The organism is Kaistella solincola (assembly GCF_000812875.1).
GTDB classification, from domain to species: Bacteria; Bacteroidota; Bacteroidia; order Flavobacteriales; family Weeksellaceae; genus Kaistella; species Kaistella solincola.
Genome location: NZ_JSYK01000003.1, coordinates 932,077 through 948,154 on the forward strand (window position 1 = coordinate 932,077; position 16,078 = coordinate 948,154).

Consider the following 16,078-nt stretch of genomic DNA (forward strand, 5'->3'; position numbering starts at 1 on the left):
GAAAAATCCCCGCTTTTAGCAGGGATTTTTTTTGATTTGAGTTTTTAGAAATTTAAAACACGAACTGCAATTCTGCGGTTTTGTGCTTTACATTCGTCGGTGTCGTTTGCCGGACAAACCGGGAATTGAGAGCCGTAACCTTCCGCTTCGATTCGGTCTGAAGCGATGCCTAATTCCAGCAATTTCAGTTTCGCAGACTGGGCACGAAGATTAGACAGTTTCATGTTGGTATCTTCATTTCCACTATTATCGGTGTAACCACCTAATTTAATTTTTGCATTTGGATAAGCGTTTAAAATTTCAGCTAAATTTTGCAGCTGCTGCTCTGCACCAGGTTTTAAATTACTGCTGCCGATTTCGAAAAATAAATTTTCCAGCGTGTACCAACGCTCCGGCACCAAGAGGGCTTTATCCTGCAGTTTCAATCCGTTATTGAGTGCATACAGCTGGCTGTTTTCGCCAAGCACGATGGATTTATCACCAACTTTTACTTCCTGCACATTTCCGGTGTCGTAAACATAATCGCCATCCTCATTTAAAGTTCCAACCGCAACAGCCGCAGGAACGCCTGCATCCATACCTTCAACAGCAACCGGCTGAACAGCAGCGCCGGACATTTTCTGAAGTGATTCCAGTTTCTCGGCTCTATTGCTGTCGATTGTGTCTTTATGTAAAACTGCAAGTGTAGGCGCGATTACCAAAGAAACGATTGACATTAATTTAATTAAAATATTCATCGACGGACCAGAAGTATCTTTGAAAGGATCACCAACAGTGTCACCAGTTACAGAAGCTTTATGAGGATCGGAACCTTTGTAATACATTTGTCCGTTGATATCTACGCCTTTTTCGAAAGATTTTTTAGCATTATCCCAAGCGCCACCGGCGTTATTTTGGAACATACCCATCAACACTCCGGAAACGGTTGCTCCTGCTAAAAATCCACCTAAAACTTCAGGACCGAAAATAAAGCCCATCAATAATGGAGAGACCAAAGCAATTGCGCCTGGCAGCAACATTTTTCTAATTGAAGCGTCAGTAGAAATAGCGACACATTTTTCATATTCCGGAACGGCTTTCCCTTCCAAAATTCCCGGAATTTCACGGAACTGGCGGCGAACCTCCTCTACCATCGCCATTGCAGCCTCTCCTACAGCCTTTATCGCCAAAGAAGAGAAAATGAATGGAATCATAGCGCCGACAAATAATCCGGCTAAAACATCGGCACGGTAAATATCAATACCATCAATTCCGGCAATACCTACGAACGCTGCAAATAAAGCAAGTGCTGTTAAAGCTGCAGAAGCGATTGCAAAACCTTTTCCGGTTGCAGCAGTTGTGTTTCCTACAGCATCTAAGATATCTGTTTTTTCACGAACTTCTTTTGGTAGTTCACTCATTTCGGCAATTCCACCTGCGTTATCAGCAATCGGTCCGAAAGCATCAATTGCAAGTTGCATCGCGGTAGTTGCCATCATCCCGGCAGCAGCAATGGCTACTCCATAAAGACCGGCACATAAATAAGATCCATAAATACCACCGGCAAGAACTAAAATAGGAAGAAAAGTAGATTCCATACCGACAGATAGCCCACCGATAATATTGGTAGCATGACCTGTTGAAGACTGCTTGATAATGCTTTTTACAGGACGTTTGCCCATTGCTGTATAATATTCCGTAATAATGCTCATCAGCGTACCTACAAGCAAACCAACCATTATGGCGCCGAAAACACCCATTTTGGTGAATTCATGACCACGAAGTGACATTGTATCCGGCATTAAATAATTAACCAGGAAATAAGATGAAATTGCGGTAAGCACAATACTCCCCCAGTTTCCGAGATTTAAAGCATTCTGAACCGGCGCAGTATCCAATTCGGTATTTTCGCTGATTTTCACGAATAAAGTACCGATCATTGAATAAATAATTCCGGTACCAGCGATTAGCATTGGTAAAAGAATCGGTGCAAAACCGCCAAAAGCATCATCGGAAAAAGTTTCGCGGCCTAAAACCATCGTTGCTAAAACCGTCGCAACATAAGAACCGAACAGATCGGCGCCCATACCGGCAACATCACCTACGTTATCACCAACATTGTCTGCAATAGTTGCAGGGTTTCGCGGATCATCTTCCGGAATACCCGCTTCAACTTTACCTACCAGGTCAGCACCAACGTCAGCAGCTTTTGTATAAATACCACCACCAACACGCGCAAAAAGTGCTATTGATTCAGCACCCAAAGAAAAGCCTGTTAAGATTTCGATGGTTCTTTCCATCTCTACAGAATCCACGCCGGCACCAGGTGCAAAAATTTGTTTCAGGATTAAATATAATCCGCCTAAACCTAAAACCGCTAAACCAGCAACACCCATTCCCATTACAGAACCGCCGGTGAAAGAAACTTTCAGCGCTTTTGAAAGGGAAGTCTTTGCAGCTTCTGCAGTTCTAACATTTGCTTTAGTCGCGATACGCATTCCGATAAAACCTGCTAAAGCGGAAAGAATGGCCCCTAAAATAAATGAGACACCAATTGTCCAGTGCGAATTTTCATTGGAAGCTCCCATTAATGCAAGTAAAACCGCCACAATAACCACGAAATAAAGCATGATTTTGTATTCGGCTTTCAAAAATGCCATCGCACCATCGGCAATGTGACCGCTGATTTCCTTCATACGGTCGTTTCCGGCATTTTGCTTTTGCACCCAGGCACTCTGGACGAAAGTGTAAATTAAGGCGAGAATACCAAAGATTGGTACCAAAATAAATAAATCCATATTTTAATGTTTAATGTTAATTATTTGTTAAATTAAATATAACCCGAAAATACACATTTTTTTGTACAATCCGTGGAGATTGCTAAATTAAAAAAGACAAATGCAAGCATTTGTCTCATAAATATTCGATTTTCGTAAAAATTTATCCGCCGAATTTATCAGCGTAATCTTTCTGCGAAGCGGTAATCACTTTTTTAGCATGTTCAGCACCGTAAACTTCCTGAATTCTACATTTTGCCGGCTCATCTGGCAAATTTTTGTAAGTCAGGAAATAGTGCATCAGTCTTTTTACTTCTGCCTGCGGCAATTCCGTAATATCACGGAAATGACCGAAAGCGTGATCGCCTTTCATCACCGCTACAATTTTATCATCAGCTTCACCTTTGTCGATCATTTTAAAACCTCCAATTGGAATAGCTTCCATCAACAAACCGCCCGCATGAATGTTATGCGAGCTTAAAACGCAGATATCCAGCGGATCCAAATCACCGGAATCAACATCTGTAGCGCCGCTTTCGATTGCTAATTTCAAAACTTCGTCATGGCAGTAAGTTCGCGGTACAAAACCGTATAAAGCGGGAATAATATTGGAAAACTGCTGCGGACGATCAACTTTCAGATAACCACTTTGTTTATCAACTTCATATTTTATCGTATCGCTTGGAACAATTTCCACGAATACATTTACAACATTTGGAGCTTCCTCGCCGACCGGAATCCCGTGCCACGGATGTGCTTTAAAATTAGGTATCATTTATTTTAATTTACAATTAAGTTTTCTTTTCGTAAGTCTTCGATTGAGGCAGAAATATAATCCTGCTCATTCATGTAATTCATCAAAAAAACCGTTTTAAAATCCTGCAATGTACTTTCGTTGCTGAGGTTTTCATAAGTTTTATGAAGCAGATGAAGAATATTATTTTTACAGTTCACCACTTTGTTCCATGAATTTTTTGTTAAATAAAGCTGCTGAGAAGCATTATAATCAAATTCTTCGTTAATGGTTTTTTCAAGCAAAAAAAGATATTCGTGCGTCGCCAAAGATTCATCAAATTTCGAAACCAAGTTCGCAGGTTTCAGTCTTTCCAGAAAAAGTGTAATGCGTTCATAGGCGTGAATGCGCTGTTCCGACTGCCCTTTAACGGTCATTAGATTGATCTGCTGTTTTTTTAATTTGATGGATGTGTACACAAACTGCCGCATATAAATTAAAAAAGGCAGCGCCAAAAGCAAGGCAAAAGCGTACGGAAAATAAGGCGAATCAATCATGTTTTTTGCGAAAGCACAAAATTACGAATTTTAGCCCTTTTTTAGCAGTTTTTTAAGTAAATCTTTAGGAGAATTTTCGATGATTGCGTACTGCTGAAGTTCGGCGCCGAAACTTTTAAAAAACACTTCCAAACCACGGATATTGCCACCCATAAAATCGAAGGATTTCTCCGCGATATTTTCCTGCAAAAGTGAATCAACCAAAAACGAAGCGCCGTTCTCTGCTTTGAAATTTTCGTCATTTACCAAACCTAAAAGCGACAGTTTTTCATTCGTAGAAATCAGGATCGCGAGACTTATAATTTGATTTTCTTTGAAGGCTCCGACAATTTTAAGCAAATTAGATTTTTCCAAAAATTTCAGATAATTAATGAATTTCCTTAAATCCCTTTTCTTGGGTAAACCTTTAAAATTATGCTGTATAAATGGCAAATTTTCTTCAAATGAAATTTCTTTTAAAACCAGATTTTTTGCCATTTTAACCGCCGATTTTCTGCCTTTGAAATATTTTTTTCGAAGCTTTTGATAATCGGATTTTGGAATAAAATAATTTTTCTTTTTCGCTAAATCTGAATTAAACTCATTGGAATGATGAAAAGCGTAATAAATAATTTTGTAATTTTTGGTCAAATAAAGGCGGAATTTTTCTTCAATATCCGCGTCAAAACGCGGCCCCGAAATCCCAAGTTGCTGGCAGAAAAGCGGAATGATGACAAATTTAAAACTGTATTTTTTCTTCACCGGAACGGGCATCACAAATTCGTAATCACGAAAAACCAAAAGGTCCCAACTTTCGCAAAGCTGGTTTAGAACAGAAGATTCTGCGTAAAAATTTTGCTGAACGGAATTTTGTAAAGTATTTTGATATTTCTCAAAATCAATTTCCGAATGCTGAATCTTTTTAATCATAATAAATTTTCATCAGCAAAACTGAGGTAGGAATTTTGCGCAAGAATCAGGTGATCCAGCAGCTGAATATTGAGAATTTTACCGGCTTCCGCGATTTGTTTTGTGATTTTTAAATCTTCCTGACTTGGCTTCAGATTTCCCGACGGATGATTGTGCGCTACAACCAAACCCGTTGCAAAATGCTCCAAAGCAGTTTTGAAAAGAATGCGGATATCAACCACGGATTGGTTAATTCCGCCGGATGACAAGCGGCTTTTACCGATTATTCTGTTGTTTTGATTTAAGAAAATTGCCCAAAATTCCTCGGTTTGTAAATCTGCCAAAAAAGGTGCTAAAATTTTGTAAGTTTCCTGGCTGTTTGTAATCTGGATTTTTTCCGGAACTTCCTGCGCGGCGCGGCGTCGTCCGATTTCCAGCGCGGCTACAATCGAAATGGCTTTTGCTTCGCCAACACCTTTGAATTTGGTAAGATCAGAAATCTGTAAAACCGATAAATTGTGCCAGTTATTTCCGACAGAATTGAGTATTTTTCGGGCTAGTTCCACGGCTGAATCTTCGCGGTTTCCGCTGCCCATAATTATTGCCAGTAACTCCGCGTCAGAAAGCGAATTTTTACCTTTCAGCAAAAATTTTTCCCTCGGTCGGTCGTCTTCAGCCAGTAATTTAATGGACATTTACAGCTCATTTACAAATTGAATTTAAAATTAAGAAATAAAATTTAATTCAATTTTAAAGTCCCTGAATTATCATGCCGTCTTTCATCACCAGTTTTCGGTCGGTTGTATCTGCAAGATGTGTGTTGTGTGTTACGATGACAAAGGTTTGATGATATTTGTCGCGCAAATCGAAAAAAAGTTGGTGCAAATCATCCGCATTTTTGGAGTCGAGATTTCCGGTCGGTTCATCCGCAAAAATAATTTTCGGCGAATTGATGAGCGCGCGCGCCACAGCGGTTCTTTGCGCTTCACCACCGGACATTTCGTTCGGTTTATGGTGAATCCGGTGCGCGATATTTAAATCTTCGAATAAAGAATAGGCTTTTTCCAGCGATTCTTTTTCGTTTTTTCCGGCAATTCTGGTTGGTAAAAGTACGTTTTCCAGCGCTGTAAATTCCGGTAAAAGCTGGTGAAACTGGAAAACAAAACCAATATTCTGGTTTCGGAAGCTCGACAGCTGGCGGTCGCTCATATTGATGAAAGACTGTCCAGCCAAATCGATTTGCGTATCGAATTTTTTTGGTGTGGTCGGTTTATCCAAAGTTCCTAAAATCTGCAAAAGTGTAGATTTTCCGGCACCGGACTCACCAACAATTGAAATAACTTCACCTTCTTCAATGTGCAGGTCTACCCCTTTCAAAACTTCCAAATCGCCGTACGATTTATGAATATTACGCGCTTTAATCATGGTTTCAAAAATACTAAAAAATAAGGTAAAATAGCCGGTAAAAAACATGGTTGTGCTATAAAAAAAGTCCTTACCATAAGGAAAGGACTTTTATTTATTTTAGAAAATTATTAGAGCAACAACGTTAACGGTTGTTCCAGATAAGTTCTTAAAGTCTGTAAGAATTCGGCACCGGTTGCGCCGTCTACTACTCTGTGGTCACAGGCTAAAGAAAGTTTCATAACATTTCCGACCACGATCTGACCGTCTTTTACTATTGGTTTTTCCACGATTGCACCTACCGAAAGAATTGCAGAATTCGGTTGGTTGATAATCGAAGTAAAAGTTTCAATACCAAACATTCCAAGATTAGAAATTGAGAAAGTAGAACCTTCCATTTCATTGGCTTTTAAACCTTTTGATTTTGCTCGTCCAGCCATATCTTTCACTGCAGCAGAAATCTGGTTGTAGTTCATCTGATCCGCATTTTTCAATACAGGAACCACTAATCCGTCCGGAATTGCCACTGCAACACCCACATTAATATTTCCGTGGTGGATGATTTTATCGTCTCTCCAGGTTGAATTTACCTGCGGATGTTTTCTTAAAGCAATTGCTGTTGCTTTAATAATCATATCATTAAATGAAATCTTAGTATCTGGTAAAGAATTGATTTCCTTTCGCGCTACAATTGCTTTATCCATATTGATTTCAACAATCAGATAATAATGCGGAGCTGTAAATTTGCTTTCTGCAAGTCGTTTCGCGATAATATTCCGAACCTGGGAGTTTGGTGTTTCGGAATCTTCACCCTGCACAAAATTAATTGGAGCAGGCGCTGCAGCTTCAACATTTTTCGGTGCTGAAACGGCATTTTTTTCCGATTTAGCTGCTGGTGTTTCAGACTGATAATTTTCAATATCTTTTTTGACAATTCTGCCGTTTTCACCAGTACCTTTTAGAGACTGAACATCAATACCTTTATCTTCCGCCATTTTTTTGGCTAAAGGTGAAATCGCCAATCTTTCGCCGGTTGCGTTATCTGAAGATGTAGTTTCAATTTTTTCCTGCTGAGAAGCAGGTTTTTCTGAATTTTCCGAATCGGCAGATTTTGGCGCAGCTTCTTTTGCACCATCGGTTGTAAGACCGGAAACATCGGTTCCCGCAGGTCCGATAATTGCTAAAACGGTATCCACCGGGCTGGCTTCACCTTCAGCAACGCTGGCGTAAAGCAAAGTTCCTTTCACTTCAGACTCAAAATCCTGAACTGCTTTATCGGTTTCAATTTCAGCTAGAACATCACCTTCTTTTACTTCATCACCTACTTTAAAGTGCCATTTTGCCACTTTACCTTCGGTCATTGTATCGGAAAGTCTTGGCATTGTAATTACTTCCACACCTGCAGGAATTTCCGCAGTTGTTTCTTCAATACTACTCGATTCGTTTTCTGTTTTATGTTCTTCGTCTATTTTCTTTTCTTCTTCTTTCGGGGAAACACCTACATCAGCATTTCCACCTGTAAGCTGGGAAATATCTTCACCAGGCTCACCGATGATCGCTAGAACAGAATCTACGGGAGATGAACCGCCTTCTTCGGTTCCTACGTAAAGCAGTGTTCCGTTAAATTCAGATTCGAAATCCTGTACGGCTTTATCGGTTTCAATTTCGGCCAGGATATCGCCTTCTTTGACAGCATCACCTACTTTCTTGTGCCATTTCGCCACCTTACCGTCGGTCATTGTATCAGAAAGACGGGGCATTGTAATTACTTCTGCCATATTTTTGATTTGTTTTATATTAAAATGAAGAAGAGCTTAGCCAATAAATACCGAGGTAATTTGGCAAAAAATCTCAATTCTTCAAATTGATTTAGTTATTTTCAAGCTTGTTCACGAACGGATAATCTTCCTGTGCGTACACGTAATCGTAGATTTTAGATTCATCCGGATAAGGTGACTGCTCCATAAATTCTACACATTCTTCCACAAAATCTTTCGATTTTTCATCGATAGCAGTCAACTCATCTTCAGTCGCCCAGTTTTGTGATAAAATTTTATGTTTTACGATTTCAATTGGATCGTCTTTTTTGTTTTCCGCAACTTCTTCCTTGCTTCTGTAAGGTTCCGCATCAGACATCGAGTGACCTCTGAAACGGTAAGTTCTGGCTTCAATGAAAGTTGGGCCGTCGCCACGTCTTGCTCTTTCAATCGCTTCATAAGCAGCTTCTGCCACTTTTTCAGGATCCATTGCGTCTACTGGTAAACACGGCATTTCGTAACCTAAACCTAATTTATAAATATCTTCGTGGTTCGCGGTTCTTTTAACCGAAGTTCCCATTGCATACTGGTTATTTTCAACCACAAAAACCACAGGTAATTTCCAGTTCATCGCCATATTGAAAGTTTCGTGAAGTGAACCCTGACGCGCCGCACCATCGCCGAAGAAACAAATGTTTACGCCACCGGTTTCAAAATATTTATCCGCAAAAGCGATACCTGCACCTAGTGGAATCTGCCCGCCAACAATACCGTGGCCGCCATAAAATCTTTTTTCTTTGCTGAAAATGTGCATTGAGCCGCCCATTCCACCTGAAGTTCCCGTTGCTTTACCACAAAGTTCCGCAAGAATTCTTTTCGGGTCTACGCCCATCGCCATCGGGTGAATGTGGCAACGGTACGCCGTGATCATGCTGTCTTTGGACAAATCCATGGCGTGGGTAAATCCGGCTGGAATCGCTTCCTGACCGTTATATAAATGTAAAAAACCTCTGATTTTCTGTTTGAGATAGAGCGACCGGCATTTGTCTTCAAATCTTCTCCACATCGTCATGTCTTCATACCACTGCAGGTAGACTTCTTTCGAAAATTCTTTCATGTGTTGATTTTGCTATTTTAATAGGCACCTCACCTTTCGGCTTGTGTTGGTTATAAATATTCAGCAAAAATAATAAAAAACTTTGTCTTTATAGGTAGCATAGCAGGACAATTGTCAGGTTTTAGTTATTTAAAAATATTACTTTTGGTCACATAAAAATATTTATGACAGAATCTTCCACGAAAACTTCAGAACGCGTTTCCAAATGGCTTTCGAATTTTTTCAATCCGATGAATTCTCTGGTCATTTATTTCGTTTTATTCAGCATTAAAAATTTAGGTTTAAAGGAAGCTTTCCAGAATTTTTTACCGATTTTTTTTCTGATAATTGCCCCGATTTCCGGCTGGATTTTCTGGAAAGTGAAAAGCGGTGAATTTTCAGATACCGATGTCTCCGACCGGCATCAACGCAAGAACTTATATTTCTTTATCGCCGGCGCCATCATCATTTATTTAATGTACGTTTTCTTCCGTTTCGAGCGTGTAGATTGGGTGCTGTTTTTCCTTTTGATTTTGCTGATAATTTTACAGATCAGCAATTACTTTATTAAAAGCTCCATGCATACCGCTTTAAATGTTTTTGTCGCTGCGCTGATGTTCACTTTAGATCCGTTGCTTGGCGCTGGTTGGATCATCATTACAGCGGCAGTTGCGGTTAGCAGAGTTGTTTTAAAAAGACACACGTGGGCCGAAGTAATTTCGGGCGCGGTAATCGCCACTGCAATTTCTTTTATTTACCTTTATGTCCAGATTCAATTAACCTAAAAAAATCATGAAAATTAGCGAATTAACTGCCGGCGAAGAACAACTAATGAATGTTTTGTGGAAACTAAATTCCGCTTATATGCGGGAAATTATTGAATCTTATCCTGAGCCGAAACCGCATCCAAATACCATTTCTACCTTTCTGAAAATTTTACTTGAAAAAGAATTTGTTTCCTCAACACGTGAAGGCAGAGTTTTCAGATATTCGGTCGCAGTTCCGTTCGAAGAATACAGGAAATTTAAGCTTCAGAATTTTCTGGCGCATTACTGCGAAAATTCCGCAAAAAACCTGCTGAAAATGATGTTCAAAGAAAAGTTAATTGCGCCGGTGGATTTCCAGGATTTTTTTGAAGTAAAAACTACGCTTCATTCCACGCACAAAAAAGAAGAAAACGAATCCGACATCAGCGATTTCATTGCGGAAATTACTGCGCCAAAAGCAAAAAAAACCGACAAAGAAGGCAAGAAAAAAAATAAAGCCGAGAAGAAGAAAAGCAAGAAAAAGAAAAAAGATAACTAAAAAATCTAATTTTTTACAACAAAAAATGCTGAACAAATTGAAGGATATTTTAGGAAAAACCGGTGCTGTATTTCAAAACTATGCTATGGTTTTGGTCATGGCATTCATTTCTGCCATTTCAATGATTTGTTTTGTAGAGTCAAACGTTCCGAAGACTGAACCGACTTTTGAATTTCTAAAAGTAGCGCTGGTTTCAGCGTTGGGAATCTCGCTTTTTTTCGGGCTTAAAATGCTTTCGCAAAGAATTGGGCGCGAACTGGTTTTACAGTTAATCGGCATTTTAGTTCTGGTCGTTATTTACTTTATTTTACCTGCTCGAGAAAAAGATTTTACCGAAGTTTACGCGTTTGTGCTGATTCCGGTTTTCCTGCTCTCACATCTTTTGGTGTCTTTCGTAGCGTTCATCGGAAAAAATAAAGAGCTGAATTTTTGGCAGTATAACAAGAATCTTTTCATCAATACTTTTCTGACAGGCATATTTACCGGCGTTCTAACGGGCGGAGTTCTATTGGCAATTTTGGCGGTCGACCAGCTTTTCGATTTCAATTTCGACCAACGTTATTACGGTTACATCTTTACTTTTTTTTCCATCTTCGGAAGCTGTTTTATTTTCCTGCTTTTTAATGAAAAAGGCTTGCAATATTTAGAGCGCAATGGTGATTATCCGCTTGTGCTGAAATTTTTCACACAGTACATTCTCATCCCGCTTTTAATTATATACGCAATTATCTTATACTTCTATTCCGCGAAAATCCTTATCAATTGGGAATTGCCGCGTGGTTGGGTTTCCTATTTAATCCTTGCTTATTCTGTAGTAGGAATTTTCGCAATTCTACTCGTGCATCCGTTAAAGGAAAATTCTGCTAAATCATGGGTAAAAATGTTTTCGAAAATATTTTATTACACGCTGATTCCTTTAATTATATTGCTTTTCACCGCAATTTTTACCAGAATTTTAGAGTACGGCTACACCGAACCAAGATATTTCGTTCTGATTATCGCGCTTTGGCTTACGTCAGTTGTATTTTACTTTATTTTTATTTCGCGCCCGACAATTAAATTTGTACCGATCAGTTTGTTCGCTTTTGGTTTATTTGCTTTGATTTTTCCTTATTTTAATGCTTTTTCAACTGCAAAACGCAGTCAGAAAAGTGAACTCACCAAAATTCTCACAGAAAATAAGTTGGTCGATACGAAAACGATTGATTTTTCGAGCAAAGTAAAAAGTGATGTCGCAGATGAAATTGCGAATAAGATCAAATTTTTGGTGGTGAGAAAAGAAATTAAATATGTATTGCCCTTACTGCCCGCTAATCTGCAGAAAAATCTTATCGGCGCGATAGACGATCGTAATTTTTATCAGATTGCTAATCTCATTCGTAGCGAATTTAAAAATGTAAGCTATGATCTTAATGCTCCCGTACCGGCGCAAGTTTCAAATAATACTACATTAATTGCAAGAACTTTCACCGCAGATATTTCCACCTATCAATATCTTTTCAAAGTCTATAATTATAAGCGAAATTATTTTGATTTTGAAAATAATTCGGTGGAAATTAAGATGCCAGTTAGCCAGTTTGGCTCGGAACTGAATTTAAAAGTGAACGGCAAAAACTATAATTTGGTTCCTGAACTTTTACAACTATTTAGCAATTATCCTAAACATGGCGAAAATTTCGTGGACAATCTCTTCTTCATCAAAAACATTGATGGTTACGAGTATAAGATTATGCTTGATTCGATTATTTTGGTAAATGCAGCTGGGAAAGGCGCAGAGTTTGTAATTAATTCAGAGTCTATCCTAATTCTCATCAAGAAAAACTAAAAAATTACTCTAAAAAAAGAACAAAAAAAAGCGACTTTAAAAAGTCGCTTATGTTTATAAAGGTAAATCTTACCAGTTAGAACCGCCACGGCTTGAACCACCGTATCCGCTTCCACCACCACGATTTCCACCTCCGTAACCACCACCGCCAGAACGGTTGTTGTCAAAGCTTCTTCTTGGTTTGTCTTCTCTTGGCTTAGCTTCAGAAATGTTAAGTTCTTTACCATCCAATTCTTTCCCGTTTAGAGCTTCGATAGCGTTTTTGCCATCTTCGTCGCTCATCTCTACGAAACCAAATCCTCTTGATCTCCCAGTTTCTCTGTCCGTAATGATTTTGGCAGACTGTACGTCACCAAATTCTGAAAATAAATCTTGCAACGACTGTTCTTGTGTTGCGTAGTTAATGTTTGAAACAAAAATGTTCATCTTAAAAAAAAATTAATTATTAATACTGTTGAAATTATAGTTGAAAGTCAACAATTGATGAACAAAAATTGATTTCAGGATATAAAAACGGTTGCAAGATACAATATTTTATTACATATGCAATTATTTTTGCGTTTATTTTAGTCAGCTTCTTTTCCACTGCTCGCTTCCAAAAGCCAAAACCAATCTTCCCGGTCAAGTTCTAAATCCAGAGATTTTTTCAGCTCCACTATCTTTTCCGCGCGCGAAGTTCCGATTACAGGCAGTATACGTGCGGGATGTTTTAAAATAAACGCCAGTAAAATCTGGTTTTCTTCCGCGTGGTATTTTTCTGAAAGTTCTGAAGTCACTTTCTTAATTCGCAAATTTTGGTCAGAAATGCCGGTAAAATAATTTCCTAAAACCGACCATGCCATTGGCTGTAGGTTTTTAAGCATCATTTGGTCTAAAGTTCCGTCGTAAAAAGCTTTTGTTTCGTTTATCGAAATTTCTACCTGGTTTGTAATTAAAGGAAAAGCGTCGTTAATCAAATCAAACTGCAACGGTGAAAAATTGGAAACACCGAAATGTTTCACTTTTTTTTCTTCGCGCAAGATTGAAAAAGTTTCTGCGATTTCGGTCGGATTCATTAATGGTGACGGGCGGTGCAGCAAAAGAACATCCAGAAAATCGGTTTTTAAATTTTCCAAACTGGTGTCGACAGATTTTAAAATATGTTCTTTTGAATAATTATAAGATTTCACCTTAAAATCGCGGTTGCTACAAGGCATTTCGATTCCACATTTTGAAATAAACTGTACAGAAGTGCGGTCGATTTTCATTTCTGAAAAAGCATCGCCGAAAAGTTTTTCGGTCGTATAATCGCCGTAAATATCGGCGTGGTCGAAAGTCGTGAGATTTTCTGCGAGCGAAGTTTCGATGAGATTTTGCACGTCGCGCGTGGAATGATTGGCGCCCCAAATTCCCCAGCGCATGGTTCCTATGATAATTGGAGAAAAATTCATGAGTACAATTTAGAAAAATTTGCCGCTTTAAGGCGGTTTTTTTTGGTTTTGAATATTGCTGTTTGAAAGCTTTTTTAATTTCTGAAAAAATGCCCGTTTTAAGGCGGTTTATTTTCTTTGAAAAATTTTGTGCTAAATGGCGGTTTTTTTTCGGTTTTGTTAAAAGTGAAAAATCTCCCGAAATAGCAGCTATTTTTGTTTAAACTAAAATGTTTCAAGAGCGGTGCGACCCGACTTGACTGGATCCCGATGTAAAATCGGGAGGGAACGGAAGGCGCAATAGTCGCCCAAAAAAAATAAAAAATTTGCCGTTAAAACACCGAAAAAATTTGTTTTTAAAAGCTTAACGGTAATATAATAAAAACTTTGTAACCTTTCTGCACTTCTCAGCGTATAATCTATTGCAGTCCTAAAGTGGACCCTATTTACTACATGAGACAATTAAAAATTACCAAACAGGTTACCAACAGAGAAACCGCTTCGCTTGACAAGTATTTGCAGGAAATTGGAAAAGTTGATTTGATAACGGCCGATGAAGAAGTAGAATTGGCACAAAAAATCCGCGCCGGCGACCGTGTGGCGCTGGAAAAACTAATAAAAGCCAACTTGCGTTTCGTGGTTTCTGTTTCTAAACAATACCAAAATCAGGGTCTTTCCCTACCCGATTTGATTAACGAAGGAAATCTCGGTTTGATGAAAGCCGCGAAAAGATACGATGAAACCCGAGGTTTTAAATTTATTTCCTACGCGGTGTGGTGGATTCGCCAATCTATTTTACAGGCGCTGGCAGAACAGTCCAGAATTGTACGTTTGCCATTGAATAAAATTGGTTCCATTAACAAGATCAACAAAGCGTACGCGCACCTTGAGCAGGAAAATGAAAGACCGCCGTCTCCGGAAGAATTAGCGGAAGTTCTGGATATGAGCGAAGACGACATCAAGGAATCAATGAAAAATTCCGGGCGACATTTATCGATGGATGCGCCGCTTGTGGAAGGTGAAGATTCTAACTTATACGACGTTTTACGTTCCGGTGAATCTCCAAGTCCTGATAAAGATTTGATGTTGGAATCACTTCAAATTGAAATCGAAAGAGCTTTGCAGACTTTAACGCCACGTGAAGCCGATCTTGTCCGACTTTATTTCGGTTTGAACGGCAAACATCCGATGACTTTGGAAGAAATTGGTGAAACTTTCGACCTGACAAGAGAACGCGTTCGCCAGATTAAAGAAAAAGCGATAAAAAGACTGAAACACAATACCCGAAGCAAGATTTTGAAATCTTATTTAGGTAAATAAATTTTTAGATAAAATAGAAAAGGAACTCAATTGAGTTCCTTTTTTTTATGAAGTCTGAAAATTTTTCCTGGCCAATTCTTTACGCACACGACTCAAACTTTCTGGTGTAATTCCCAAATAGCTCGCCACCATCCACTGCGGAACGCGCTGCAAAATATCCGGATACATTTTAATGAAAGTCATATAACGCTCTTCTGCAGTGTCGGCCAGCAAAGAATTTACGCGGTTTTGCAGATTGCGGATGTGTTTCTGCAAAAGCAAATCGTTATTTTCTGCGGTTTGCGGAAATTTCTCCATCATACGCGAAAAGAAATCATCTTTTAGCAACAAAACCTGGGAATCTTCCGTGGCGTCGATGTAATAATCCGATTTTTCATTGAAGTAAAGCGAACTTCGGTCTGAAATCAGCCAGCTTTCTGGCGCAAACTGTATGATGTGTTCTTTGCCGTTTCTGTCGATGGAATACATTCGCAACAAACCTTTCTCCACGAAATAAGTTTCGCGGCAAACATCGCCCGGCTGCAGCAAAATTTCATTTTTTGCCACATTTTTCATCGAATAATGCGCGCTGCAAGGATCCATTAAATCTTTCGGAACTTCTAAAACCTCAGAAAGATAAGTTGTAATATTATTCATCGGTTAAACTAAACTTAAAGAAATATTGCTGTGCGACGCGTTTTTCACTGCTTTTCCGTTTTCTAAGACAATGATCTGTGGACTTTGATGCGTAACATCCAGATCGTCAGCAATTTTATTTGAAATCGGGCGGTATTTTATTAAATCCAAGAAATAATACGTTGCATCTTTGTCCGAAGCTTTCACTTCCGATTCAAAATTGCTTAAAACCCTTTTACTGATTTGGCACCGTGTGGAATGTTTGAAAATTACCACTTTTTTATCGTTAGATTCCGCAATTGCTTTATCTAAATCTTCTTCGGACTGAATATTTTTCCAAAACGTATCTGAAGAATTTGCGGAACTGTCGCTGCTAAATATTTTATCAAAAAAACTCATAAATCAAAAATTTT

16 protein-coding genes are annotated in these 16,078 nt (G+C 38.9%); 4 read left to right on the plus strand and 12 right to left on the minus strand.

The genetic code is table 11. The annotated features are described in order from the left end of the window. Positions 1-44: 44 nt before the first annotated feature. From OA84_RS08310 to pdhA, 8 genes are all read right to left on the minus strand, one after another. Positions 45-2,777 carry a sodium-translocating pyrophosphatase gene (locus tag OA84_RS08310; protein ID WP_039344689.1) on the minus strand — a complete coding sequence of 911 codons (2,733 nt, stop codon included), beginning with the start codon at positions 2,775-2,777 and terminating at the stop codon, positions 45-47. Between the two features lie 142 nt (positions 2,778-2,919). Next, positions 2,920-3,531, minus strand: coding sequence for an inorganic pyrophosphatase (locus OA84_RS08315; RefSeq protein ID WP_039344691.1), 612 nt, complete (start codon positions 3,529-3,531; stop codon positions 2,920-2,922). A 5-nt stretch (positions 3,532-3,536) separates the two neighbouring features. Next, entirely contained in the window at positions 3,537-4,046 is a 510-nt protein-coding gene (locus OA84_RS08320; RefSeq protein ID WP_039344694.1) for a DUF7935 family protein, read from the minus strand. Between the two features lie 30 nt (positions 4,047-4,076). Beyond that, a complete protein-coding gene (locus OA84_RS08325; protein ID WP_039344696.1) occupies positions 4,077-4,955 on the minus strand; it encodes a hypothetical protein in 879 nt (292 codons plus the stop codon). Then, positions 4,952-5,629 (minus strand): RadC family protein, encoded by a 678-nt coding sequence (gene radC / locus OA84_RS08330; protein WP_039344698.1) that lies wholly within the window; start codon positions 5,627-5,629, stop codon positions 4,952-4,954. The genes OA84_RS08325 and radC overlap by 4 nt, the downstream gene beginning before the upstream one ends. Positions 5,630-5,684: 55 nt before the next feature. Then, complete coding sequence (locus tag OA84_RS08335; RefSeq protein ID WP_039345917.1) at positions 5,685-6,359, minus strand: ABC transporter ATP-binding protein; 675 nt, start codon at positions 6,357-6,359, stop codon at positions 5,685-5,687. 110 nt (positions 6,360-6,469) lie between these two features. Continuing rightward, positions 6,470-8,116 carry a 2-oxo acid dehydrogenase subunit E2 gene (locus tag OA84_RS08340; protein WP_039344700.1) on the minus strand — a complete coding sequence of 549 codons (1,647 nt, stop codon included), beginning with the start codon at positions 8,114-8,116 and terminating at the stop codon, positions 6,470-6,472. A gap of 91 nt (positions 8,117-8,207) precedes the next feature. Beyond that, a complete protein-coding gene (pdhA, locus tag OA84_RS08345; RefSeq protein WP_039344702.1) occupies positions 8,208-9,212 on the minus strand; it encodes a pyruvate dehydrogenase (acetyl-transferring) E1 component subunit alpha in 1,005 nt (334 codons plus the stop codon). 164 nt (positions 9,213-9,376) lie between these two features. On the opposite strand from pdhA, the gene OA84_RS08350 reads away from it, so the two are divergent. Genes OA84_RS08350 through OA84_RS08360 form a run of 3 tightly spaced genes read left to right on the plus strand, consistent with a single transcriptional unit; the run spans position 9,377 to position 12,321 of the window. Next, a complete protein-coding gene (locus tag OA84_RS08350; protein ID WP_039344704.1) occupies positions 9,377-9,976 on the plus strand; it encodes a phosphatase PAP2 family protein in 600 nt (199 codons plus the stop codon). Between the two features lie 7 nt (positions 9,977-9,983). After that, a complete protein-coding gene (locus OA84_RS08355; RefSeq protein ID WP_039344706.1) occupies positions 9,984-10,496 on the plus strand; it encodes a BlaI/MecI/CopY family transcriptional regulator in 513 nt (170 codons plus the stop codon). A gap of 25 nt (positions 10,497-10,521) precedes the next feature. Next, positions 10,522-12,321, plus strand: a complete 1,800-nt coding sequence (locus OA84_RS08360; protein ID WP_052252153.1) for a DUF4153 domain-containing protein — start codon at positions 10,522-10,524, stop codon at positions 12,319-12,321. Positions 12,322-12,390: 69 nt separating this feature from the next. Here the strand turns inward: OA84_RS08360 and OA84_RS08365 are convergent, their stop codons facing one another. Together OA84_RS08365 and OA84_RS08370 are read right to left on the minus strand one after the other, a co-directional pair. Beyond that, on the minus strand, positions 12,391-12,747 hold the full coding sequence (locus tag OA84_RS08365; RefSeq protein WP_039344707.1) for an RNA recognition motif domain-containing protein: 357 nt from the start codon (positions 12,745-12,747) through the stop codon (positions 12,391-12,393). Positions 12,748-12,887: 140 nt separating this feature from the next. Further along, positions 12,888-13,751 (minus strand): aldo/keto reductase, encoded by an 864-nt coding sequence (locus OA84_RS08370; protein WP_039344709.1) that lies wholly within the window; start codon positions 13,749-13,751, stop codon positions 12,888-12,890. 432 nt (positions 13,752-14,183) lie between these two features. On the opposite strand from OA84_RS08370, the gene OA84_RS08375 reads away from it, so the two are divergent. Then, positions 14,184-15,050, plus strand: coding sequence for a sigma-70 family RNA polymerase sigma factor (locus OA84_RS08375; RefSeq protein ID WP_039344711.1), 867 nt, complete (start codon positions 14,184-14,186; stop codon positions 15,048-15,050). A gap of 45 nt (positions 15,051-15,095) precedes the next feature. Here the strand turns inward: OA84_RS08375 and OA84_RS08380 are convergent, their stop codons facing one another. Together OA84_RS08380 and ytxJ are read right to left on the minus strand one after the other, a co-directional pair. Continuing rightward, positions 15,096-15,686 carry a Crp/Fnr family transcriptional regulator gene (locus OA84_RS08380; protein WP_039344713.1) on the minus strand — a complete coding sequence of 197 codons (591 nt, stop codon included), beginning with the start codon at positions 15,684-15,686 and terminating at the stop codon, positions 15,096-15,098. A 3-nt stretch (positions 15,687-15,689) separates the two neighbouring features. Beyond that, the gene (ytxJ, locus tag OA84_RS08385; protein WP_039344719.1) at positions 15,690-16,064 is read right to left on the minus strand and encodes a bacillithiol system redox-active protein YtxJ; all 375 of its coding nucleotides are present in this window, start codon (positions 16,062-16,064) and stop codon (positions 15,690-15,692) included. Between the last annotated feature and the right edge of the window lie 14 nt (positions 16,065-16,078).

Bases quoted from the DNA above. Each gene is read 5' to 3' on its own strand.
- OA84_RS08310 (WP_039344689.1), bottom strand. From the start codon at position 2,777: ATGGATTTATTTATTTTGGTACCAATCTTTGGTATTCTCGCCTTAATT.
- OA84_RS08315 (WP_039344691.1), bottom strand. From the start codon at position 3,531: ATGATACCTAATTTTAAAGCACATCCGTGGCACGGGATTCCGGTCGGC.
- OA84_RS08320 (WP_039344694.1), bottom strand. From the start codon at position 4,046: ATGATTGATTCGCCTTATTTTCCGTACGCTTTTGCCTTGCTTTTGGCG.
- OA84_RS08325 (WP_039344696.1), bottom strand. From the start codon at position 4,955: ATGATTAAAAAGATTCAGCATTCGGAAATTGATTTTGAGAAATATCAA.
- radC (WP_039344698.1), bottom strand. From the start codon at position 5,629: ATGTCCATTAAATTACTGGCTGAAGACGACCGACCGAGGGAAAAATTT.
- OA84_RS08335 (WP_039345917.1), bottom strand. From the start codon at position 6,359: ATGATTAAAGCGCGTAATATTCATAAATCGTACGGCGATTTGGAAGTT.
- OA84_RS08340 (WP_039344700.1), bottom strand. From the start codon at position 8,116: ATGGCAGAAGTAATTACAATGCCCCGTCTTTCTGATACAATGACCGAC.
- pdhA (WP_039344702.1), bottom strand. From the start codon at position 9,212: ATGAAAGAATTTTCGAAAGAAGTCTACCTGCAGTGGTATGAAGACATG.
- OA84_RS08350 (WP_039344704.1), top strand. From the start codon at position 9,377: ATGACAGAATCTTCCACGAAAACTTCAGAACGCGTTTCCAAATGGCTT.
- OA84_RS08355 (WP_039344706.1), top strand. From the start codon at position 9,984: ATGAAAATTAGCGAATTAACTGCCGGCGAAGAACAACTAATGAATGTT.
- OA84_RS08360 (WP_052252153.1), top strand. From the start codon at position 10,522: ATGCTGAACAAATTGAAGGATATTTTAGGAAAAACCGGTGCTGTATTT.
- OA84_RS08365 (WP_039344707.1), bottom strand. From the start codon at position 12,747: ATGAACATTTTTGTTTCAAACATTAACTACGCAACACAAGAACAGTCG.
- OA84_RS08370 (WP_039344709.1), bottom strand. From the start codon at position 13,751: ATGAATTTTTCTCCAATTATCATAGGAACCATGCGCTGGGGAATTTGG.
- OA84_RS08375 (WP_039344711.1), top strand. From the start codon at position 14,184: ATGAGACAATTAAAAATTACCAAACAGGTTACCAACAGAGAAACCGCT.
- OA84_RS08380 (WP_039344713.1), bottom strand. From the start codon at position 15,686: ATGAATAATATTACAACTTATCTTTCTGAGGTTTTAGAAGTTCCGAAA.
- ytxJ (WP_039344719.1), bottom strand. From the start codon at position 16,064: ATGAGTTTTTTTGATAAAATATTTAGCAGCGACAGTTCCGCAAATTCT.